22 protein-coding genes are annotated in these 21,243 nt (G+C 65.7%); 8 read left to right on the plus strand and 14 right to left on the minus strand.

The window, feature by feature from the left end; translation table 11 throughout:
- Position 1: 1 nt before the first annotated feature.
- The 8 genes from AWB79_RS11075 to AWB79_RS11110 form a co-directional block, all read right to left on the minus strand.
- Positions 2-592 (minus strand): ParB-like protein, encoded by a 591-nt coding sequence (locus tag AWB79_RS11075; RefSeq protein ID WP_061167461.1) that lies wholly within the window; start codon positions 590-592, stop codon positions 2-4.
- 163 nt (positions 593-755) lie between these two features.
- A complete protein-coding gene (locus AWB79_RS11080) occupies positions 756-2,528 on the minus strand; it encodes a glycoside hydrolase family 15 protein (protein WP_061167462.1) in 1,773 nt (590 codons plus the stop codon).
- Positions 2,529-2,530: 2 nt separating this feature from the next.
- Entirely contained in the window at positions 2,531-3,523 is a 993-nt protein-coding gene (locus AWB79_RS11085; RefSeq protein WP_061167463.1) for an SDR family oxidoreductase, read from the minus strand.
- Positions 3,520-5,169: a GMC family oxidoreductase gene (locus tag AWB79_RS11090; RefSeq protein ID WP_061167464.1), complete on the minus strand. Its 1,650-nt coding sequence runs from the start codon at positions 5,167-5,169 to the stop codon at positions 3,520-3,522. Before AWB79_RS11090 ends, AWB79_RS11085 begins: the two co-directional genes overlap by 4 nt.
- Entirely contained in the window at positions 5,159-5,803 is a 645-nt protein-coding gene (locus AWB79_RS11095) for a gluconate 2-dehydrogenase subunit 3 family protein (RefSeq protein WP_061167465.1), read from the minus strand. Before AWB79_RS11095 ends, AWB79_RS11090 begins: the two co-directional genes overlap by 11 nt.
- The gene (locus AWB79_RS11100) at positions 5,800-6,711 is read right to left on the minus strand and encodes a hypothetical protein (protein WP_061167466.1); all 912 of its coding nucleotides are present in this window, start codon (positions 6,709-6,711) and stop codon (positions 5,800-5,802) included. The genes AWB79_RS11095 and AWB79_RS11100 overlap by 4 nt, the downstream gene beginning before the upstream one ends.
- Before the next feature lie 18 nt (positions 6,712-6,729).
- Positions 6,730-7,836, minus strand: coding sequence for an enolase C-terminal domain-like protein (locus AWB79_RS11105; protein WP_061167467.1), 1,107 nt, complete (start codon positions 7,834-7,836; stop codon positions 6,730-6,732).
- A 26-nt stretch (positions 7,837-7,862) separates the two neighbouring features.
- A complete protein-coding gene (locus AWB79_RS11110) occupies positions 7,863-9,659 on the minus strand; it encodes a thiamine pyrophosphate-requiring protein (protein WP_061167468.1) in 1,797 nt (598 codons plus the stop codon).
- Positions 9,660-9,890: 231 nt separating this feature from the next.
- Here AWB79_RS11110 and AWB79_RS11115 point away from each other — a divergent pair, with 231 nt between their 5' ends.
- Positions 9,891-10,616 carry an MgtC/SapB family protein gene (locus tag AWB79_RS11115; RefSeq protein ID WP_061167469.1) on the plus strand — a complete coding sequence of 242 codons (726 nt, stop codon included), beginning with the start codon at positions 9,891-9,893 and terminating at the stop codon, positions 10,614-10,616.
- 134 nt (positions 10,617-10,750) lie between these two features.
- Positions 10,751-10,954: a hypothetical protein gene (locus AWB79_RS11120; RefSeq protein WP_061167470.1), complete on the plus strand. Its 204-nt coding sequence runs from the start codon at positions 10,751-10,753 to the stop codon at positions 10,952-10,954.
- Positions 10,955-11,098: 144 nt separating this feature from the next.
- On the opposite strand, the gene AWB79_RS11125 is transcribed toward AWB79_RS11120, so the two are convergent.
- The gene (locus tag AWB79_RS11125; RefSeq protein ID WP_061167471.1) at positions 11,099-11,533 is read right to left on the minus strand and encodes an RcnB family protein; all 435 of its coding nucleotides are present in this window, start codon (positions 11,531-11,533) and stop codon (positions 11,099-11,101) included.
- Between the two features lie 378 nt (positions 11,534-11,911).
- On the opposite strand from AWB79_RS11125, the gene AWB79_RS11130 reads away from it, so the two are divergent.
- The 3 genes from AWB79_RS11130 to AWB79_RS11140 are packed head-to-tail and all read left to right on the plus strand — an operon-like array spanning position 11,912 to position 15,400.
- A complete protein-coding gene (locus AWB79_RS11130) occupies positions 11,912-13,855 on the plus strand; it encodes a potassium transporter Kup (protein WP_061167472.1) in 1,944 nt (647 codons plus the stop codon).
- Positions 13,856-13,884: 29 nt separating this feature from the next.
- Entirely contained in the window at positions 13,885-15,150 is a 1,266-nt protein-coding gene (locus AWB79_RS11135; RefSeq protein WP_061167473.1) for an MFS transporter, read from the plus strand.
- A 46-nt stretch (positions 15,151-15,196) separates the two neighbouring features.
- On the plus strand, positions 15,197-15,400 hold the full coding sequence (locus tag AWB79_RS11140) for a hypothetical protein (RefSeq protein WP_232470874.1): 204 nt from the start codon (positions 15,197-15,199) through the stop codon (positions 15,398-15,400).
- Positions 15,401-15,412: 12 nt separating this feature from the next.
- Here AWB79_RS11140 and AWB79_RS38165 read toward each other — a convergent pair whose 3' ends face one another.
- From AWB79_RS38165 to AWB79_RS11150, 3 genes are all read right to left on the minus strand, one after another.
- Positions 15,413-15,577 (minus strand): DUF3331 domain-containing protein, encoded by a 165-nt coding sequence (locus tag AWB79_RS38165; protein ID WP_082862328.1) that lies wholly within the window; start codon positions 15,575-15,577, stop codon positions 15,413-15,415.
- Positions 15,578-15,737: 160 nt separating this feature from the next.
- The gene (locus tag AWB79_RS11145) at positions 15,738-15,956 is read right to left on the minus strand and encodes a hypothetical protein (RefSeq protein WP_061167475.1); all 219 of its coding nucleotides are present in this window, start codon (positions 15,954-15,956) and stop codon (positions 15,738-15,740) included.
- A gap of 100 nt (positions 15,957-16,056) precedes the next feature.
- Entirely contained in the window at positions 16,057-16,263 is a 207-nt protein-coding gene (locus AWB79_RS11150; RefSeq protein WP_061167476.1) for a hypothetical protein, read from the minus strand.
- A gap of 146 nt (positions 16,264-16,409) precedes the next feature.
- Between AWB79_RS11150 and AWB79_RS11155 the strand changes: the two genes are divergently transcribed.
- Positions 16,410-16,787 carry a DUF3022 domain-containing protein gene (locus tag AWB79_RS11155; protein ID WP_061167477.1) on the plus strand — a complete coding sequence of 126 codons (378 nt, stop codon included), beginning with the start codon at positions 16,410-16,412 and terminating at the stop codon, positions 16,785-16,787.
- Positions 16,788-16,791: 4 nt separating this feature from the next.
- Here AWB79_RS11155 and AWB79_RS11160 read toward each other — a convergent pair whose 3' ends face one another.
- Both AWB79_RS11160 and AWB79_RS11165 read right to left on the minus strand, forming a co-directional pair.
- Positions 16,792-18,003: an MFS transporter gene (locus AWB79_RS11160; protein ID WP_061167478.1), complete on the minus strand. Its 1,212-nt coding sequence runs from the start codon at positions 18,001-18,003 to the stop codon at positions 16,792-16,794.
- A 40-nt stretch (positions 18,004-18,043) separates the two neighbouring features.
- A complete protein-coding gene (locus AWB79_RS11165) occupies positions 18,044-18,628 on the minus strand; it encodes a glutathione binding-like protein (RefSeq protein ID WP_061167590.1) in 585 nt (194 codons plus the stop codon).
- Positions 18,629-18,843: 215 nt separating this feature from the next.
- Between AWB79_RS11165 and AWB79_RS11170 the strand changes: the two genes are divergently transcribed.
- Positions 18,844-19,962, plus strand: coding sequence for a GGDEF domain-containing protein (locus AWB79_RS11170; RefSeq protein ID WP_063963481.1), 1,119 nt, complete (start codon positions 18,844-18,846; stop codon positions 19,960-19,962).
- A 166-nt stretch (positions 19,963-20,128) separates the two neighbouring features.
- A complete protein-coding gene (locus AWB79_RS11175) occupies positions 20,129-21,241 on the plus strand; it encodes a mandelate racemase/muconate lactonizing enzyme family protein (RefSeq protein WP_061167480.1) in 1,113 nt (370 codons plus the stop codon).
- Positions 21,242-21,243: the final 2 nt, after the last annotated feature.

A 21,243-nucleotide genomic window follows, 5' to 3' on the forward strand; every position in this document is an offset into this window, starting at 1 on the left:
CTTAGCTCCCGCCGATGTAACCCGGCAGCCCGGCGGCCGCATCGTTTCGTGCAAGTTCCGATGCGCGTGGTATCAGCGCGTCGAACTGCGCGTCGTCGTCGGGACGAGGCAAGCGGGCGCGGAAGAAGTCGGCCCAGCGAAAGTCCGCGAGCGGCACATCGGTCTTGTCGTAGCCACCTGCGTCGCGCACGAATGCGGCGAGGCTGCGGAACTCGTCATCGACCGCATCCCACATGTGTTCGGGCATATTCGAGAACGCGACGCGGCGGCCTTGTGCGTCGTAGGGATAGGTCCACGAACAGTTCTCGAGCGTAAGCCAGAACTGCGCATGCGAAAGGGAAGACAAGTCCGTGACCAGGACAAACGGCGCTTCCCTGACCTCGACGCGCCACAACGCGCAGGCCACGTGATGATGGTCGATGACATAGGGCGTGCGCTCGGGGCCGAGCACGACAGCGATCGGCTTTTCAGCAATCGCTTTCTCGAGTGCATGACGCGACAGAGCGCGATATGCCTCCGCCTTCTGATGTATCTGGCGCTCGCCGTGTGTCATCTGGGTCGGGCGCAGGCGCTCTATGCGCAGCGTGTTCATGGCCGGCTTCTCATCGAATCGAAAGACTGACATCGATGCCGAGGCAAGCCGCATTCCCGGCGTGGAACCGCTCGTGCTTACCCTCGGGAAGCCACGTATGAAGGCATGCGCGGGCTACGCGCGGCGCATGGCATCGTCGCGCACCAGCTGGCGTCGCGCTGAGCTACAGGGCATGCAACGAATGATCGGTGTCGTCGAAATAACAGGCCGCGTTGATCAGCGCGACATGCGATAGCACCTGCGGATAATTCCCGCACTGCCGCTTCTTTTCCGTGTCGTATTCCTCGGCCAGCAAGCCGAGATCGTTCTGAATGGAAAGCACGCGCTCGAACAATGTCCGCGCTTGCGTCTCGCGCCCTTGCATCTGCCTCACCTGCGCAAGCCAGCAACAGCACGCGATGAACGCGCCCTCGGGCCGCGCATCGTGCTGGTCCAGAAAGCGGAACACCAGACCATCGTGCATCAAACGTCTTTCGATGGCGTCGACCGTCGCGATCATTCGCAAATCGTCGGCGGGCAGAAAGCCGCGCAACGGCAGCAGCAACAGGCTCGCGTCGAGCCGGTCGCTGTCATAGCATTGCGTGAAGGCGTTCACGCCGCGATGAAAGCCATGCGTCATCACGCTGTGACGAATGACGTCCGCATCGTGCCGCCATTCGTCGACGGGCGCGTCATGTCCGAACCGTTCCGCGCACTTGATGCCGCGATCGAGCGCGAGCCATGCCATCACCTTCGAGAGCGTATGGTGGCGAGCCCCGCCGCGCGACTCCCACACGCCGTTGTCCGGCTGCCGCCAGATGCGCCGCACATGTTCGATGAGGTCGTGTTCGAGCTTCCAGATGTCGTCGTCGGGCGGCATGCCGTGGCAGCGCGAGACGTACAGCGCGTCGATGATCTCGCCATAGATATCGTGCTGCGACTGCGTGACCGCCGCATTGCCGAAGCGCACCGGGCGTGACGATTCATAACCGCGCAGCCAGTCGCAGCTCCATTCGGCGATGTGCGAATCGCCTTCCGTCGTGTAGATGGTCTGCGTATGCACGGGATCGCCCGCCAGCGCGCGCAGCAGCCAGTCGCGCCATGCCTGCGCTTCGCCGCGCATGCCGGTGCCCGCGAGCGCGAGCATCGTGAAGCTCGCATCGCGCAGCCAGCAATATCGATAATCCCAGTTCAGATCGCCGCCGATACGCTCGGGCAAAGAACTCGTCGCAGCCGCCGCGATGCCGCCCGTCAGCCGGTGCGTCAATCCTCGCAGCACGGCAAGCGAGCGTCGTATCGGCTCGATATAGCGCTGGTCCTTGAGTTCGAGGCGCGCCGACCACTGCGCCCAGTGATGCAAGGTCGCGTCGAGCAGGGCGCGCACATCGGGCGCCGCCGGCGGCGCATCCCAGGAGCGACAGCAGGTCAGCGCGAAGTCGCAGCATTCGCCTTCGGCGAGCGTGATCTCGTGACGCACGGCGTCTGCATCCAGCACGGGCTCCGAAGGCGTATCGAACCACAATGCGTGAGCGCCGCCGATCGCCGCGATGCGCTTGCCGAACGGGCGCAGCCATGGCCGCGTGCGCCCATGATCGAAGCGGATCGCGAACTCGCTCGCCATCGTGACGCGCCCCGATACACAATGCACGCGACGCACGAGACGCGCGGGCGTTTCGCCCCACGCGAGGCAGTCGGTGATTTCCACGCTGCCGCTCGCGGTATGCATCGTCGTCTGCAATACGAGCGAGGAGTCGAGATAGCGGCGCGTCACGCTTCGCACCGGTTCGACGGGCGCGATGCGCCAGTGCCCGTTCGATGCGTCGCCCAGCAATGCGGCAAAGCATGGCGCGGATTCGAACATGGGCCAGCAGAGCCAGTCGATCGAACCGTCCGTCGTGACGAGGGCGGAGGCTCGTCCGTCGCCGAGCAGCGCGTGGTCTTCGATACGCGGAGCCATGATCACCCGCGCCGCCGCAAGCCACGCACGATGCACGCGCCGAGCGTAAGGGCCGCGCCCGCGAGCAGCTTGCGATGCGTGTCGGCCCAGAACGATGCGCTTACGGGTTTGGCTTCCGACTCGAAGCGCCCGTGCACGCGATGCAGCCCGCCCACCGGCTCCCACAGATTGCCGGGGCCGTGATCGGCGGGCCACGACTTGTCCTGTTGCGCGCGATAACCCGTGCGGCCGAGATACGCATCGAGCCATCCGGGCACGATCTGGTTCGCGACGATCGCCTTGATCGACGAAGCGCCGACCCACAACTCGCGCCTGCGATGCAGCGCGGCCCAGCGGATCGCGCGCGCCGCGACCTCGGGTTCGTAGATCGGCGCGACGGGGCGCGGCGCATGCGGCATCGCGCATCTTGCCCAGTCGAACTGCGGCGTGTTGAGCGCGGGCATCTGCACCATCGTCACGTGGACGCGACTCTTCATGTGCCGCAGTTCGCAACGCAGGGAATCAGTGAAGCCGCGGATCGCGTGCTTCGCGCCGCAATATGCCGATTGCAGCGGAATCGAGCGATAGGCGAGCGCGGAGCCCACCTGCACGATCACGCCGCGATTGCGCGGCAGCATGTGCTTCAGCGCGGCCATCGTGCCCCACACGTAACCGAGATAAGTGACGTCGGTTACGCGGCGGAACTCGTCTTCGCTCATGTCGGTGAGCGCGGCGAACGTGGTGACCATCGCATCGTTGACCCATACGTCGATGGGGCCGAGCGTGGCTTCGATGCGCGTCGCGGCCTGATCCAGCGCGCCGCTCGTGCTGACGTCGAGCGCGATCGGCAAGGCCTTAACGCCAAGCTTGCGCACGTCGTCGGCGGCGTGTTCGAGTGCTTGCGCGTCGCGCGCGATCAACGCGACATGCGCGCCATGACGCGCGAATTCGAGCGCCGCCGCACGCCCCGCGCCCGCGCTCGCTCCCGTTACGACGACGACCCTGGGCTTTCTCATCTTGACAACTCCCCTCGCGCCGCAAGCGCTTCGATGCGATCCGCCGTGCGCAGCGCGATTGCCTGAATGGTCAGCGACGGGTTGACGCCGCCCACCGTCGGAAACACGGAGCCGTCGCAGATCCACAGATTATCGATATCCCAGCTTCGGCAATCGGCATTCACCACGCTGGTCGCGGGATCGTCGCCCATGCGCGCGGTGCCGTTCAGATGACAGGTGTCGTCGTCCTGACGCCAGACATCGCGTGCGCCGGCCGCCTCCAGCGCCACGCTCATGTAATCGAGCGAATGCCTGACGAGCCGCTTGTCGTTGTCGCACAGCGAATAGGTTACGCGCGCAACGGGCAGACCGTACTGATCCTTTTCATCGGCGAGCGTGACGCGGTTGCGCTCCTGCGGCATGGTTTCCCCGACAATCTTCAAGCCGGCCTGATGGTTGTACTTGCGCATCTCGTCCACGAGCGCCTGGCCCCACAGCCCGCGCCCGTTCTGCACGGCCGCCCATGCGACGGGCAATGGCCCCTGGCTCATGTAGCAATAGCCGCCGAAGAAGTCCTTGCCGCGGTCTTCGTAGTTCCAGTGCTCGGTCATCGAGAGCGAGGGCGGGCCCTTGTACCAGCGCACTTCCTCGTCCATCGTTCCCCAGACGGCCTGATTCAGCTGCACCATCAGATTCTTGCCGACGAGGCCCGAGCTGTTCGCGAGGCCATCGGGATAGCGGTCGGTCGCGGACATGAGCAGCAGGCGCGGTGTTTCGATCGCGTAACCCGCGACCACGACATTGCGCGCGCGCTGAAAGCGCCAGCGCCCCTCGCGAAAGTATTCGACGCCTTGCGCGCGGCCATCGTCACCGATGACGATGCGGCCGACCATCGAGAGATCGCGTATCTCCGCGCCCGCGCGCACCGCACGCGGTATCCATGTCACGAGCGCGCTCTGTTTCGCGTTCGTCGCACATCCCGACACGCAGAAGCCGCGATACACGCACGGATGCGACTCGCCGCGCGGTGCGGAGACGGTCGCGAGCGGCGTCGGCGTCCAGTCTATGCCGAGCGCCTCGCAGCCGCGCGCGAGCACCAGCGCCGCCGCATTCAGCTCATGCGGCCGATAGGGGTAACGAGGCCGTTTCGGTCCCCACGGATAGGTGACAGGCCCGGATATCTTCAGCGCGCTCTCCACTTCCGCGTAATAGCGCCACATCTCGCGCCAGTCGAGCGGCCAGTCCGCGCCGTAGCCGAGCACGCTTCTGGACTTGAACCATTCGGGCCGGAAGCGTAAGGACACCATCGCGAAATGCACGGTGCTGCCGCCCACTGCCTTGCCGCTGTTGTTGCTGCCCAGCCTGAGCGGACTTTCGCCGTCGCAGATGCGCTCGTCGGTCCAGAAGAGTTTCGACTGATGCGTTTCATCCGACGCGAATTCTTCGAGCGGACGCCACCACGCGCCGGCGTCGAAAGCGACCACCCGAAAGCCTTTTTCCGCGAGACGGCATGCAAGCGTGCCGCCGCCCGCGCCGGTGCCTACGATCGCGAAATCGACTGGGTCGTTCTCTTCATACGCCTGCATCGGCAGCCACGCGCCTCGATGAAAGACATCGGGCGCGCGTCCGTTCTTGCCGCGCGGCACGTGTTGAGCGTCATCGGACACGCAGGTTCTCCTTCCTCGCGGCGGCCTCTTCTCCAGGCTTCGCTTCGGCCGCATCCCACGGATCGCGCCTGCCGAACACCATGCGCACATAGCCGCGCGGGTTCGCCGGACCGCCGAAGCCCATCTCGCTCCATGCACGCGGATGCGAGTAATACGCGCCGCAGATGTCGTGCAGCACGCGCATCGAAAAGAACAGCGCCGCTGGCATGTCGCGCCATTCCGCGTGGTTCAGCTTGCCTTCCTGCATGTCGCGCAAGAGCGCGTGTTGCGCATCCCGGTCGATGGACGCGAACGGCAGTTCATGGCGCGCGCGGCTTTCGGCGTCGAGCGCGGCGAGGCCGATACGCCAGGCATCGCGCATTGATGGCAGGCGCGCGTCGCGATAGCCGTCGCCGGTATCCTTCACGAGCTTTGCATCGAGCAGAGCGGGCAGGGGTGCGGGATCGCGTTCGCGGTCCTGTGGCACGATGCACGCGCACAACGCGTTCAACGCGATCCATTGCACGGCGTCGAAGAAGCGCGGTTCCGTGGGCGTGGCAAGACGTGCGTCGATCACTTCGCGCGTGATCTCGTCCCACGAGGGCGTGTCGCGCTTCATCGTCACGTCATAGCCGGGGTAGCGAGGCAGCGTCATTTCTCCGTCTCCCGCAAACGCAGCGCGGCGAGGCCCGCGAGCGCGAGCGCCGAAAAGCTGGGCGGCGCGGGCAGCGGCGGGCCGTTGAAGAGGTTCTGGCTCCAGTTGCGCCAGCCGCCCTGATTACGCGCGACGCCACGCGCATGAAAGCCCACGCCGATGAAGCCGAGCGCCGTCGTCATGCGCAGCCAGAGCCGCGTGAACCAGCGCGGACGCGGCGTGGCGATGGCGGTATTCACGAGCAGCGCGGACGCAATCGGCGGAATCACGATGGGCGCGTACATGACCGGGTTCTGGAACGAGCCGCGAAAATGCAGCAGCGCGACTTCGCCGAGCGTGCCGGCGAGACCGGCGCTCGTGACGAGCGCGAGCGCCTGTCCGGCGGGCATGCCGAAGAGCCGCGGCTCGTGCATCGGTTCATCGCGCAGCCTTTCGGCGACCGCGCCGAGCGCGCCGGAAAGCAGCAGCGCCATCGGCGCGCCGATCGGCGCGGCGTAGAAGAGGTTGTGCCAGCTCCATCGGCCGGGACGCTTGGTGATGTTGTACAAGTGAAAACCCGTGCCGGCGACGCCCGCCAGCGCCGCGCCGACATACACCGAATTGCGCAGCGGATGACGCTGCGGTTCGTGGTCGCGTCCGCCATGCACGCCCGCGAGCAGCGACAGCGCGGAGACCACGAGCGGCGTGTACATCGCCGGGTTGTCGAAGGAGCCGCGATAGTGCTCCATCGCGCTGTCCGCGAGCACGGAGAGCGCGAGCAGCGCGGAGCTGCGGTTGAAGGTGCGCGCGGTGTCGATATGTGTCCGCACCGGCGCTTCACGCCGCTTTTCTCTCGTGCCGATAAATGCCGCGCCAGCCAGAGCAAGCCCGCATGCGACCGCGATATTCCCTGCGCTTGGTTGTTTCATCGTCTGGTCCGTTCTTTTCTACACCGCGTATTGCTGCGCATCCGCGTGCTTGAAGTCGAGCCCGCAGCCGGGCCGCGACATATCCGGCGCCATCGCGCCATCGACGACGTGCGGCGCGCCGTCGAACAGCATCTGCTCGATGCGCACGTGATCGTGGAACCATTCCTGATGCCTCAGACGCGGCGCGGCGCACGCGACATGCAGATGCATCGTGGGCGCGCAATGCGCCGACAGCGGAATATGAAACGCATCGCATAACGCCGCCACGCGCATGAAACCGGTAATGCCGCCGCAACGCGTGACATCGGCCTGAAGGACATCGACGGCTTCGTTCGCGAGCAGCGCGCGAAAGTCGTCCTGCGTGTAGCCGTATTCGCCCGCGGCCAGTTCCATGCGCGCGGGCAGCGCGTTTCTTAACTTCGCCAACCCCGCGATGTCATCCGAAGACACGGGTTCTTCGAACCACATCACGTTCTGTTCCGCGAAGACCTGCGCGTAATGCAGCGCCTGCTTGCGATCCAGCGCGCCGTTGGCGTCGACAAAAAGCCCCGCGTCGCCGCCGATCACTTCACGCGCCACGCGCACGCGATGCGGATCGCGCGAAGGCTCGCTGCCGATCTTGATCTTGACCCAGCGGCAGCCGTTCTCATGCACCCAGTGCGCCAGCTGATCGCGCATGTCGTCGTCGGTGTAGGTGGTGAAGCCGCCGCTGCCATACAGCGGCACGCGCGTGCGCATGACGCCGAGCAAACGCGCGAGCGGCATGTCGAGCAGACGCGCCTTCACATCCCACAGCGCGCAGTCGAGCGCCGATATGGCGGTCGCCGCGACGCCCGAGCGGCCGATGTTGCGCACGCGCTGCTGCATGCGTTGCCATAGCGCGTCGATACTCCACGCGTCCTCGCCGATGAGCATCGGCGCAAGGGTCGCGTCGATCAGCTTCGCCACACACGCGTCGTTATACGTGCAGCCGATGCCGGTCTTGCCCGCCGCGACGACTTCGGTGACGACGAGCGTGGTCGAGTTCCACGCGAAAGTGCCGTCGGCCTCGGGCTTGTCGGTGGGAATGGTATAGGCGCGCGTGCGAATCGCTTCAATCGGCGCCTCGCGTTTCGAGAGATGCATGAGCCTGCTTGCCCCCTGCCTGTTTGCTACTTGTCCTTGTGTCCCGGCAGCACCGCGCCGAGCACCTGCCTGGCCGTATCGACGATCATGTGCCCCTGGCCCGGATCGCCCTTCATGAGCGTGGTCGCGAACGCCTTCGCCTGCGCCAACGTGATGTGCGGCGGCAGCGGCGGCACGTTCGGGTCGGCCTTCACTTCGATCACGACCGGCCGGTCCGATGCGAATGCTTCGTCCCACACGGCGGCCATGCGCTCGGCATCATCGACGTAAAAGCCTCTCAGGCCGATCAGCTCCGCGAACTTGTGATAAGGCACGGAAGGGATGTCCTGCGATGCCTCGAACTTCGGATCGCCTTCCATCACGCGCTGTTCCCACGTGACCTGATTGAGGTCCTCGTTATTGAGCACCATGCAGATCCAGCGTGGATCGGTCCATTGCTTCCAGTACTTCGCGACCGTGATGAGTTCGGCCATGTTGTTCATCTGCATCGCGCCGTCACCCACCAGCGCGACGACGGGTCGCTCGGGATGCGCGAACTTGGCCGCGATCGCGTAGGGCACGGCGGCGCCCATCGACGCGAGGCCGCCCGACAACGAGCACAGCATGCCGCGCTTCACCTTGAGATCGCGCGCGTACCAGTTGGCGACCGAACCCGAATCGCTCGTGACGATGGCATTCGCGGGCACGCGCGGCGACAGCTCCCACACCGTGCGTTGCGGATTCACGCCGGCTTTCGCGGGTTCTATCGCGCGCTTCTCCAGCGTCTTCCACCAGTCGGCCATCCATCCTTCGATGTCGTTGCGCCAGCCGCGCTCGGTCTTCTGCTGCAACAGGGGCAAAAGTGCCCGCAAGGTCTCGGCGCTGTCGCCGACGAGATTCACTTCCATCGGATAACGGATGGACAGCATGTCGGCCTTGATGTCGATCTGTACGCCGCGCGCCGCGCCTTCCTTCGGCAGGAATTCGGAGTAGGGAAAGCCCGAGCCGATCATGAGCAGCGTGTCGCATCCGGTCATCAGCTTGTAGCTCGGCTCGGTGCCGAGCAGTCCGATGGAGCCGGTCACGAAGGGCAGATCGTCGGGCAGCGCGCCCTTGCCGAGCAGCGCTTTCGCGACGCCCGCGCCGAGCTTTTCGGCGATCGCGATCACTTCGTCGGTCGCCTGCAGCGCGCCCGCGCCGACGAGAATCGCGACCTTCTTGCCCGCATTGAGCACGTCGGCGGCGCGTTGCAGGTCATCGGCATAAGGGACCATCTTCGGCGCGCGATAGCCGACGCCCGAATGCAGCGTGCCGTGCTTTCTGCCCGGCGGCTCGTAATCGAGGTCCTGCAGGTCGTTCGGCAGGATGAGCGCGGTGACCCGGCGTTCCGCCAGCGCGATGCGCACCGCGCGATCGACCAGATGACGAATCTGCGAGGGCACGCTCGCCTGCTGCACGAACGCGCCGGCAACATCCTTGAACATCGCGGCGAGATCGACTTCCTGCTGATAGTGACCGCCGAGCGCGGCGCGCGCCTGCTGACCGGTGATCGCGAGCACCGGCATGTGATCGAGGCGCGCGTCGTAGAGACCAGTGATGAGGTGCGCCGCGCCCGGTCCCGAAGTCGCGATGCATACGCCGAGCTCACCGGTGAATTTCGCGTGCGCGGAGGCCATGAAGGCAGCCATCTCTTCATGACGCGCCTGAATGAATTCGATCTTTCCTTTCGCGCGATTGAGCGCACCGAACACACCGTTGATGCCATCGCCGGGATAGCCATAAATGCGACGCACGCCCCAGGCATGCAGGCGGTCGATCAGAAAATCGCCGACGGTGGTAGTCATGATGAAAGTCTCCGGATTGCAGATCGAAAGACGAAGCCGCGATCTCGTTGCAAGATCGGTGAAGCATCGGCGATGCACATCTGGCTCGTGCGCAAACGACATGCCGCTTCCCCTCGACGAGCCGCATGAGCGCGTGCATGCGCGTTCCGCATGACCGGGCTCGACGATTGCTATACATGGAGGGCGCATGAGTGGCGCAGACCTTGATCGATTGCCCGGGAAACACGTGACATGGCGCTCATGCCTCTCACACTCGAATGGACCGACGTAGGCGTGCGACTCGCGCTCGCGGCGCTGGCAGGAGTGCTGATCGGACTGAACCGTGGCGAGTCGGGCAAGGTGGCGGGATTGAGAACGACGCTGCTCGTCTGCCTCGCGGCGTGTCTCGCGATGTTGCAGGCCAACGCGTTGCTGGCTCAGTCGGGAAAGACGCCGGGTTCGTTCGCGACGCTGGATCTGATGCGCCTGCCGCTCGGCATACTGTCGGGCGTCGGCTTCATTGGCGCTGGCGCGATCCTGCGCAAGGACGGTCTCGTCAAGGGCGTGACGACCGCCGCGACGTTGTGGTTCGTGACGGTCGTCGGGCTATGCTTCGGCGGCGGTCAACTGGGGCTCGGCGTGCTGGGGCTCGTGCTGGGTATCGTCGTGCTGTGGTTTTTGAAGGCAGTCGAGGCACGCATCCCGCGTGAGAACGAGGCCGAGCTTCGCATAACGTATCGCCGCGGCCGCTTCTCGCGCGAAGCGCTCGTTGATGCAATGCGCGCCTCCGGTTGCCGGCTCACGATCGTCGCTGGATCCACGAAGGGAAGGATGCCCGCATCGGTGCAGGGCGAGCATGTGGAAGAGCGGTTCGAGGTTCGCTGGCACGGGCCGCCGGATGTCGGGATCACGCCGCCCTTCAATGAGTCGGCGATTGCGGCCGGTGCGTGCGAATCGGAATGGACTATCGTGCGTTAAACGAAGGAGGACCCGTTATCCAATCAGTACATAGTGCAAAAAGGCGCGCGCAAGGCATGGGTAATGAACCATTGGATGCACGTCTTTTTTGACATATAAATGATTCTGTATCTATAGTGAATTCGGGAGTGCACATGCTTATCCGCTGCGCGGCTTGCAACAAGCTGATTTATACCGATGATGCACTCAAAGACGAGGAATGCCCGGCCTGCGGGTCGACCAACACCGAGCAAATCGCAATGGGCTTCATCTTCGACCAGGGGGTCGACGTACCGGTAAAGCCGGGCATGGCGCTGGAACGCGGCGACCGGCCCGACCTGCTTCACAGGAAACCTTGAGTACCGTTGGTTGAAACGCGTACTTCTTTCGCGCGGTCGAGGTTCGCGCAAACCAGGTTGTTCAAAATGCGCTTCGATCCCCTCTCGAGAGCGCATTCTTGCCCGCCCTGACCGGCGGGCTTTTCTTTTGTAGGGCGTCCTTGCTTACTGAGACAGTACGACCTGCGCGATCACGCCCGACGCCACCGCGACCAGCAGATAATCCGCGCCTACGCCGACCCATTGATATCCGCGCGGCGGCTGACGCAGACCGTGGCCATGCCAGTCGTCGACTACATACTCGTGATTGCGGTACTCGGACTGGAGACGTTCGCCTTTGCGCCAGTCGGGATGACGCGGCGCTTCGTTCGCATGCTGCGGGGGACGCGGTGCATCGTGGCCATGCATGTCCTGACCGTGCATGTCCTGGCCGTGCACGTCGGGACCACGCATGTCGGGGCCGTGGCCGGGACCGCCGGGCGCGCCGCGCATGTCGCGATTCTGGTCGGGGCCGCCCGGCGCGGGCTGGGCGAAGGCCGCACCCGTCGTCAGTCCGATGGTGGCGCACAACAGCGCGGCGACGATTCGATTCTTTTTCATGGTGTCCTCTTCGAAGTTGCAATGAGCTGATTTCACGGCGGCGGCCCGCGTGGGGCTGCGCGCTTCGTTGGCGGGACTTTACGCAACGGCGCCGAAAAAGGACGTGAGCATGTGTAAGCAACGCTTACCTACGATTACGAGCGTCGCAAAACGAAAGCACCATTCAGACGCCGAACGGAAAGGTCTCGGGCGTCTCGTGCATGTCCTGCGATGTCCCGATCGCGCTGACCGCGCGGGTCGTATCCATGATCGGTTCCACAAAGGAACCCGACCTTTCCAGAGGCAGCAAGCGAGGGTCCCGCATGCATTTCGAGCCTTGGCGGAACGGCACTTGCTACGCGCTCGACACCACACACTTCCGGATCACGCACGCGTCGGATGACTTCGACTTCCAGCGATGCTCGCGAGCATCACGCACCGCATCACGAGCTTCAGGCGGCGGCCGCGCCAAAACAGAAGGCGTTGTCGGGGCTCATGCTGGGCGCGCTCGGCGTGGTGTTCGGCGATATCGGCACGAGTCCGATCTACGCGTTGCGGCAGGGCGTGAGCGAGGCGGGCACGCTCGACCCGGCTGTCGTCATGGGCATCCTCTCGATGATCGTGTGGGCCGTCGTCATCGTCGTGATGGGCAAGTACGTCTGCTATGTCATGCGCGCGGACAACGAAGGCGAAGGTGGCATCGTCGCATTGACTGCGCTGGTGCGCTCGGGCTACGAGCAGAAGGGCCAGCGCGTGCCGCATGTGCTGCTGATGGCGGGACTGTTCGGCGCGGCCATGTTCTACGGCGATTCGATGATCACGCCCGCCGTTTCCGTGCTCTCGGCCGTGGAAGGCCTGCGGCAGGTGAGCGCGAAGTTCGATCCGGTCGTCGTGCCGCTCGCGGCGGCCATTCTCGTCGCGCTGTTCATGTTCCAGCGGCGCGGCACCGCGGTCGTCGGCAAGTCGTTCGGGCCGGTGATGTCGATCTGGTTCGTCTATCTGGCCGCGGTCGGCATCTATCGCATCGCGCAGCATCCGGACGTGCTGCGCGCGCTCTCGCCCATGTATGCGTGGGCGCTCGTTCACACGCATGCGGCGCTCGCGTTCACCATACTCGGCGCGGTGATTCTCGCGCTGACCGGCGCCGAGGCGCTCTATGCCGACATCGGTCACTTCGGCCGCCGCGCGATCCGGCTCGCGTGGCTGTTCGTCGTGTTTCCGGCGATCATCATCGGCTACTTCGGGCAGGCCGCGACGATACTTCATCAACCGGGCTCGGCTAAGCAGCCGTTCTTTTTCGCGGCGCCCGACTGGGCGTTGATACCGACCGTGCTGATCGCGCTGCTAGCCACCGTGATCGCATCGCAGGCCGTGATCTCGGGCGCGTTCTCGATGACGAGTCAGGCCATCGAGCTTGGTTTTCTGCCGCGTCTGCGCGTGATCGAAACCTCGCCGTCGCAGCGCGGCCAGGTCTATGTGCCCGCCGTGAACGCGCTGCTGTTCGCCGCGGTGATCTTCCTCGTGCTCGCGTTTCGCAGCTCCGACAAGCTGACTTCCGCTTACGGCATCGCGGTCGGTCTCACGATGCTCATCACCACCGTGCAGATGGTGAGTCTCGCGCGCAACGTCTGGCGCTGGCCGTGGCTCGCCGTTGCGGCGCTCAGCGCGCCGCTCATCGCGATCGATGCGTTGCTCGTCGCCGCGAACATCCACAAGATTCCGCAGGGCGGCTGGTTCCCCGTCGCGGCGGGCATCGTGCTGTTCGTGCTGATGTCGACGTGGCATCGCGGTCTCGAACTCGCGCAGCGCCATGCGTCGCGCGCGCAGCCGCTCGACGAGTTTCTGCATGGAGCGCTCGACGCCAGCGACCCGCCCGCGCGTGTGCCCGGCACCGCCGTCTACCCGGGCAGCACGCCGGGCGCGACGCCTTCCGCGCTCACCAGCAACGTGCGCCACAACCGCGTGCTGCATCAGACGACGGTGATCTTCGCGAACCGCCCGGAATCGGCGCCGCGCGTGGACGAGCACACGCGCATCGAAGTGCGCGATCTCGGCGCGGGCTGCTATGAAGTCATTTCGCGCCACGGCTTCGTCGAGCGGCCTAATCTGCCGCGCCTGCTCGCATCGCTGGACGGCCAGCTCGGCGACTGGCGTTTCGACCCGAAGCACACGACCTTCTTCCTGCCGCGCGACGAGGCCATGCCCGGCTGCTCGCACGGGCAGATGACGCGCTGGCGCGAGCGGCTGTTCGGAGAGATGTCGTTTCATTCGGCGTCGAGCGCGGAGTATTTCGGGCTTCGAAGCGAAGATGTCGTCGAGCTCGGCGTGCAGGTCGTGCTCTGAAGCCTGTTCACCCACAAGACGGCCTGGCCATGAAGAACGTGAAGCCCACCGTCCCGCTGCTCGCCGTGAGCTTTTTCGCGGCCGATATCCAGGCCGGCGTCGGGCCCTTTCTCGGCATCTATCTGCAGGCGCACGGCTGGACGCCGGACCGCATCGGCACGGTGCTGACCATTGGCGGCATCGTCGGCATGCTGGTCACGACGCCCGCCGGCGCGCTCGTCGATGCGACCGCGTACCGCCGCACCGTTGTCGCGGCAGCGAGTGCGCTGTCGATCGTCGCGGCGATCGTCATCTGGTTCTTTCAGGGCTTCTGGCCCGTCACGCTCTCGCAGATCGCCACCGCGATCGCCGGCGCGACGATGGGCCCGGCGCTCGCCGGGCTCACGCTAGGCATGGTCGGCAGGCACAACTTCGACCGGCAGTACGGACGCAATCAGGTGGCGAACCACGCGGGCAACATCGCGGCGGCGGCGTTGTCGGGCTGGCTCGGCGCGTGGCTCGGCATTCCCTATGTGTTCGCGCTGAGCGCGGCGTTCGGCGTGGGCTGCGTGATCGCGGCGCTGTGGATTCCGGCGCGCTCGGTGCACCGGCATTTCGCGCGCGGCCTTGCGAAGCAGGATGACGACGAAGCCTCCGAGATCCGCGCAGACAGCGTGCACGTGCTGTTGCGCAATCGCCCGCTGCTGGTGCTGGCCGCCGCGCTCGCGGCCTTCAATCTCGGCAATTCGGCGATGCTGCCGCTCTACAGCCTGGCCGTCGCGGCGACGCATACGGCGGACCCGAGCCATGTGACGGCCGCCAACATCGTCATCTCTCAAGTGGTCATGCTGGTCGTCGCGGCCTGCGCGAGCCGCGCGATCCGCCGCTGGGGCTTCTGGTGGATCATCCTCGTCACGCTCGCGACGCTGCCGCTGCGGGCCGTCACGGCGGCCTTCGTCGCGCCTCCATCGGGCATCGTGCCGGTGCAGGTCTTCGATGGCCTGGGCGCGGGCTTGCAGAGCGTCGCGGTGCCCGCGCTCGTCGTGCATCTGCTGCATGGAAGCGGTCGCGTGAATCTGGGACAGGGCGCAGTGCAGGGCGTTCAGGCGGCGGGCGCGTGCTTCAGTCCGATGCTGGGCGGCTGGCTCGCGCATCTCTATGGCTATCCGGTGGCGTTTCTCGCGCTGGGAAGTCTCTCGACCCTGGCCTTCGTGATCTGGATCGGCTACGGGCGACAAGTGCGCGGCGCATGCGATACACGGCGTGACGAACTCACGAAACTCGCCGATCTCGACTCGTCGACGCTCCTGCCATGACCAACGGGCGCGGCACGCGGAATGCGGGAGGAGCTGGCGCCCACACATGAGGGAGACCAGGATGGTTCAGACGCGCTTCGAGATTCAGGCGGACGAGCGGATGCATATTCCGACACCCGACGACATGCCCACACCCGATGCCGATCCCGACCCGCCGACGCCGCCCGACGGCGACCCCATGCCCCCGAACGGCACGCCGCAGCCGATCGGCGATCCGCCGAACCGCACGCCGCCGGAGCGCGTGCTGTGACGTCGGTTCGAATCAGGCGCGCGGCTTGTCGGCTGTCATCGGGGCTTCCTGCACGAAACTCGCGATGACCATCGCGCCGAGCTTGATCGGCGCGGGTTGCGTGTAGATCGCGTGGCCGCGATTGATGATTCTGACGCTCAGCGCGCACGCGCCCGGGGTCCGCGCGCGCGAGGCCATCCACACCTGCGCGCCGACAGCCTTTCAATAATGGTGATCGCAACCGTCCCGCGCTGATAGCGATAGTCTGCGGGCATGGTTCCATGCGCGCGAATCGTCTCGATGCTCGAACTGAAAGGCCTTCATTGGTACTCCGGTCGATTCGCGCAGCCATGCGCATTCACTGCGTCGCGCTGCCTGCGTCCAGCGCGTCCGCTTTCGCGTTGGCGTGATGCTTCGCGCCTTCCATCGCGGCTTCGAAGCTTTCGAGCGGGCGATCGCGCATTTCGGTGTAGCCGTCCGCGTCGATCGTGTAGGCCCACGTGTGCTGTCCCGTCGGATCGTGATCAATGCTGATCTCGACGGTGTGTCCGTTGCGAACGTAAGTCTCGGTAGACATGTTGAATCTCCGGTATTCATTCTGCGGAAATCGTCTGACCGGGCTGAAGCGGGCAAACCATTGCGGCGGCTGGACGAAGAGGGCGGGTTCCGGTCTCGCGTCACGATGCGGTCGAATCGGGGGGCACCGGATTCTTGTCCTGCGAAGAGGGCAGTTCGTTCTCCGATGTCTCGTGAGTGCGCTTGTCGCGCTCGTCGAGCTTGCGCTGCCCGGTGTCGCCAGTGGCTGGGTTCGCCGGTTCGTCACGTCCGACGGGCTCGTCCATGTCGTCGGCGGTGGCGTGGGGCACGCGCGGGTTTTGAGCCATGATGGCCTCCGTGTGGTTTCGTACTGCGTTCGATCATCCCGACCTCGGCGAAGCAATCGGCGGACCCGTGCGAACGTCGGCGTCGGCGGGTTCGCCGCTTGCTGCCAGTCATCGCATGGCTTTTGGCGTTGCAAAAGGAGAGGTTCATGAAAGCGATGGATCACGCCCAGCGCGTGGAGGAATTGCAACTGGCGCTATCGCGCACCTTCGGTTCGACCAAGACGCCGGCCGTCGGCATGCTCGACGACGGCGACGACGTGGTGCTGACCGTATCGTGGGTCGTCGAGACCGGGCGCGATACGACGCTCGATGCGCGCTGCAGCGCATCCGTGCGCTTCGCCGGGCGCGACGTCGACCGATACGCGGCCCTGGATACGGTTCAACGCAGAACGGTTCAGGATCGCATGATCGCGCACTTGAAAGATGCGTTCGACCAGTCGCGCGCGGGCCAGCCGAACGCCGACGAATGCTCGCTCGCAATCCGCGCCGATTCGAGCTGGCTCGACGTGCCCGATACGCTGTGAGGCTTCAGGAGCGCTGAGCGCTGTCGTGGTCGCCCCCTATGTGCCAGCCGACCGCCAGCGCGACTAGCGCGAGCACGACGGAAACCGCCGCGAAAGCAGCATCGGCCCAGAGATGCCCGACGCGCCTCGACAGCAGCGCGATGCCGACGGCGGGCAGCGAATTGCCCGTGTAACAGCACAGCAGATACGCCGACAACACTTCGGCGCGCTGATCTTCGGGCGCGATGCGATTCACTTCCTGCAGGCTGCCGCGAAAGCCGAGGGCGGTCGCCAGGCCGCATAGCGCCGTCGCGCATAACAGCCAGACGATCGAGCCGTCCATCTGCGCCCACAGCAGCAACGCGAGGCTGGGCGGCAGCAGCCAGAGCCCGGCGAACATGGCGGTGCGCGCGGAGAGCATCGGCGTGGCGATGACGGTGATCGTGCTCGCGATGAACAGTTCCGCGACGATCGCGCCGCTCAACGCCGGACTGTGCAGGTTCATGCTGTTCGCGAGCAGATTGGGCAGCAAGGCCGCATAGAAGCCGAGCAGCGCGAAGGTGGCGAAGGCGGTGACGGCGGGCGCGATGAACGCCATGCGCAATTCCGACGGAATCCCGATGCGCGGCGCGAACGACAGCGCCGCGAGCGAGCGTTCGGGCGCATCGACGGTTTCGCGGGTCCGCGCCGCGAGCGCCGCCGTGACGGCGAGCACCACGAAATAAACAACGAACACCGTATGCAGCGGCCCCGCCGCGAACTGCGCGAGCAGTCCCGCGGCCAGCACGCCCAGGGCGAGGCCGGCGAGATTGACGGCGGCGGCCAGACGGCTCGCTGGCGCCTTGTCGGCGGCGGGATGCAATTCGGCGATCCACGCCGTGGCCGTCGCGGCGCCGACGCCGATCGCAAGCCCGCTCGTGCCGCGCGCGACGAACAGCAGCGCCGGATGCACGGCGAACAGGAACAGCAGGGTGCTCACCATGGCGAGCGCGAGCACGATCAGGCTGACGAAGCGGCGCCCCGCCTGATCGGAGATGCGGCCGAATGCGAGCAGCGCGGCGACGTTGCCGACGACATAGGTGGCGTAGACCAGCGTGATCGTGAGATCGGAGAGGCCGAATGCGCGCTGATACAGCGGATAGAGCGGCGTGACGAGCGTACTGCCCGCGTAGATCGCGCCGAGCACGAGAGCTGCCGCGAACAGCGACGCGCGGCCGCCTGGTTTGGCATGCTGCATGGCTGCACCCGAAGGGCCATTTTCCTTCAAGGGCCGGCGCTCATTCGAGCCCTTCGTGCTCGAACGCCAGCTTCACGGCGGGCCGCTCGCGCATGCGATCGTAGTAGGCCTGGAGTTCAGCCGGCATCTCGACGTTCATCTTGCGCGCCCATGTCAGCATCGTGAAAAGGTACGCATCGGCCACGCTCACCTGGTTGCCGAACAGATAGTCGCCCTTCATCATCTTCGCGACGAGCGCGAAGCGCTGGCCGATCTTCTCGCGCGCGGCGGCCGATTCCGCATCCGATGTCGGCCGGAATACGCGGCCGAACTGCTTGTGAATCTCGGTCGAGATGAACGCGAGCATTTCGAGCAGGCGCAGGCTGCCTTCGTCGCCCGAGGGCGCGAGCGCGGGCGTCTTTTGCGCGACCCACGAGAGAATCGCGATGTTCTCTGTCAAGCGTCTGCCATCGTCGAATTCGACGACCGGCACGTAGCCCTTCGGGTTGATCTCGTTGAACGGCTTGCCGTCCTCGGTCTGCTTGGTCTTCAAATCGACCTTCACGCGATCGAACTTAATGCCTGCTTCGTGCATTGCGATGTGATCGGCGAGACTGCATGCGCCGGGCGCGAAATAAAGTTTCATGATGCGCGGCTCCTTTTCGTGGGTCACGGGTGCGGGATGTGCTACGGGTGTGCTGCGGGGATGCACTGCGGGCGAGCAAGGCCTATGCCGCGAATCATCCGCGTGCGTGCCGATTTCCCCAATGTGCCGCTTCGTGCCGGTTTCGCGGCGAAAGTAGCGCGCCTGTAAGATACGGCGGTTTGCCGCGAATGCACGCGCGCGTGGCGGGCTTTTCCATGTTCCACACACCTGACACAGCAACCCTACGCCTTTGCAGCGTGCTGGCGAGCACGGCGTTCGGGCTCGTCTTCGCGCTGGTCCGCTTCGGCCGGCCCATCGAGCGGCAGTTCATTCACTGGTCGGCGAGCGCGTTTCTTTACGCGGCCGTGCTGATCGGTTTCGAAGCCGTGCGCGGCAATCTGCTTCTGATCGGCCTGATGCTCGGCGCACTCGCCGCAACCAACATGCTGATCGTTTCGGGTCTGCGCGCGTTCGACGGCAAGCGGCCGTTTCGCGCGTGGATGCTCGCGCCCGTCGCGGGCTGCGTCGCCGCGCACGTCTTGCCGACGCTGATCGGCGGTCCCGGTCCGATGACCTCGGCATGGACGCACGCGGCCGATACGATCGGCGTCGCAATTTCGGCCGGCATCACGGGCGGGGTGCTCTGGGCCAGCGGCAGGCGCGAGAAGAGCCGCGCGCGCGCCATCGCGGGCTTCGCGATGCTCGGCTATCTGCCGGGCTATGCGATCACGCTCGCGGCCTACGCATGGAGCGCGCCGGGCATCAACTACCTCGCGCTGATTCCGACGCTCTCGGATCAACTGCTCCTCGGCGTGCTCAATCTCGGCCTGCTGGCGATTCCGGCCGAACGCGCGCAGCAGCGCCTGCGCGACGCCGCCCGCCGCGACCCGTTGACCGGCGTCTGGAACCGCGCCGGTTTCGAGCGGCACGCGCGGCGGCTGATCGAGCCGGGCGCGGTCCTGCTCGCCATCGACATCGATCACTTCAAGCAGATCAACGACCTGCACGGCCACCTCGCGGGCGACAACGTGCTGACGGAGCTCGCGCGGCGCGCGGGCGCCGAAGTGGCCTTGCTCGGCGGTGAATTCGGGCGGCTCGGCGGCGACGAGTTCGTCGCGATCCTGCCGGCCTCCCGAGCGGCCAATGCGCAGGCGTGCGCGAACCAGATCCATGCGGCGTGCCGCAAGTACGCCAAAGGCATGCCGGAATGGACGACGAGCATCGGCGTGTCGCAGATCGGCGCCAACGAACCGGGCTTCCAGGACGCGCTGCAACGAGCCGATGTCGCGCTCTATCGCGCGAAGCTGGCGGGACGCAACACGCTCACGGCGTGATTCGACACGCGCTCGCCTCAGGCGCGCGCAGCTCAGGGATTCCACTTAATTCCATAAGCGTTGACGAAAAACGGTATCGAAGATATCGTAAATCGGCAGAAAACTTGCGCATGTAGAAAGCGTAGTTGCGATTTCATTCGTCACAAAGGTATCCCTGGAGAAGCAGATGAGCGAGAGCGGCAGCCGCATCAGGAGCGTCGAGGTCATTCCGGTTGGTTTGCGCTACACGCACGACGGACCGCCGACCGGATTCGGCGGCGCGCAATGGACCACGCTGCGCTACGCGCTCGTCAAGGTATGCACGGACGACGGCCTCGTGGGCTGGGGCGAGGCGTTCGGCTATAACGTGCTGTCCGCGACGGTGCAAGTGATCCGCGATACGCTCGCGCCGCTCGCCGTGGGCCGCGACGCCGCCGATATCGCCGGCCTGATGGGATCGCTCAAGCACACCTTGCATCTGTTCGGACGTGGCGGGCCGACGCAATACGCGCTCGGCGGTCTCGACATCGCGCTGTGGGATCTGGCCGGCAAGCGCGCCGGCACGAGCGTCGCGGCGCTGCTCGGCGGCATGCGAAGGCGCGAGATTCCCGCCTATTCGAGCCTGATGCGCATGCCCGACCCGGCGGGCGTGGCGCGTGCCTGCGAGAAAGTGCTCGCGCGCGGCTTCACGCAGGTGAAGCTGCATGAGCACACGGTCGAAGCGGTGGCCGCGGCGCGCGGCGCGATCGGCGAGGATGCCGAACTGATGCTCGACGTGAACTGCGCGTGGACGCCGGGCGAGGCGGAACGCATCGTCGAGCAGCTTGTGCCGTATCGGCTGAAATGGGTCGAGGAGCCGATTTATCCGCCCGAGGATTTCGAAGCGCTCGCGCGCTTGCGCCAGCGCGTGCCGGTGCCCCTCGCGGCCGGCGAGAATCTGGCCAACGCGTGGTCGTTCAAGGCGGCGATCGCGTCCGGCGCGCTCGACTTCCTGCAGCCGAGCGTCACGAAAACGGGCGGCATCAGCGAGTTGCGCACCATCCTGACGATGGCGGAGATGCACGGCTGCGCGGTCGCGCCGCATTCGCCGTACTTCGGGCCGGGGCTGCTCGCCACGCTGCAGCTCGCCGCGCATTCGCCGCTCATCGGCCAGATCGAAAGCTTCGGCGTGCGGCTGGAGACGCCGCTGTTCGGGCCGGTCGGCTTGCCGGACGCCAGAGGCGTGATCCATCTGCCGGACGGTCCGGGTCTCGGTGCGGACCCCGATCCGGAAGTCATCGAAGCGTGCCGGATCGCCTGAAG

This window comes from Caballeronia hypogeia, from assembly GCF_001544875.2.
GTDB lineage: Bacteria > Pseudomonadota > Gammaproteobacteria > Burkholderiales > Burkholderiaceae > Caballeronia > Caballeronia hypogeia.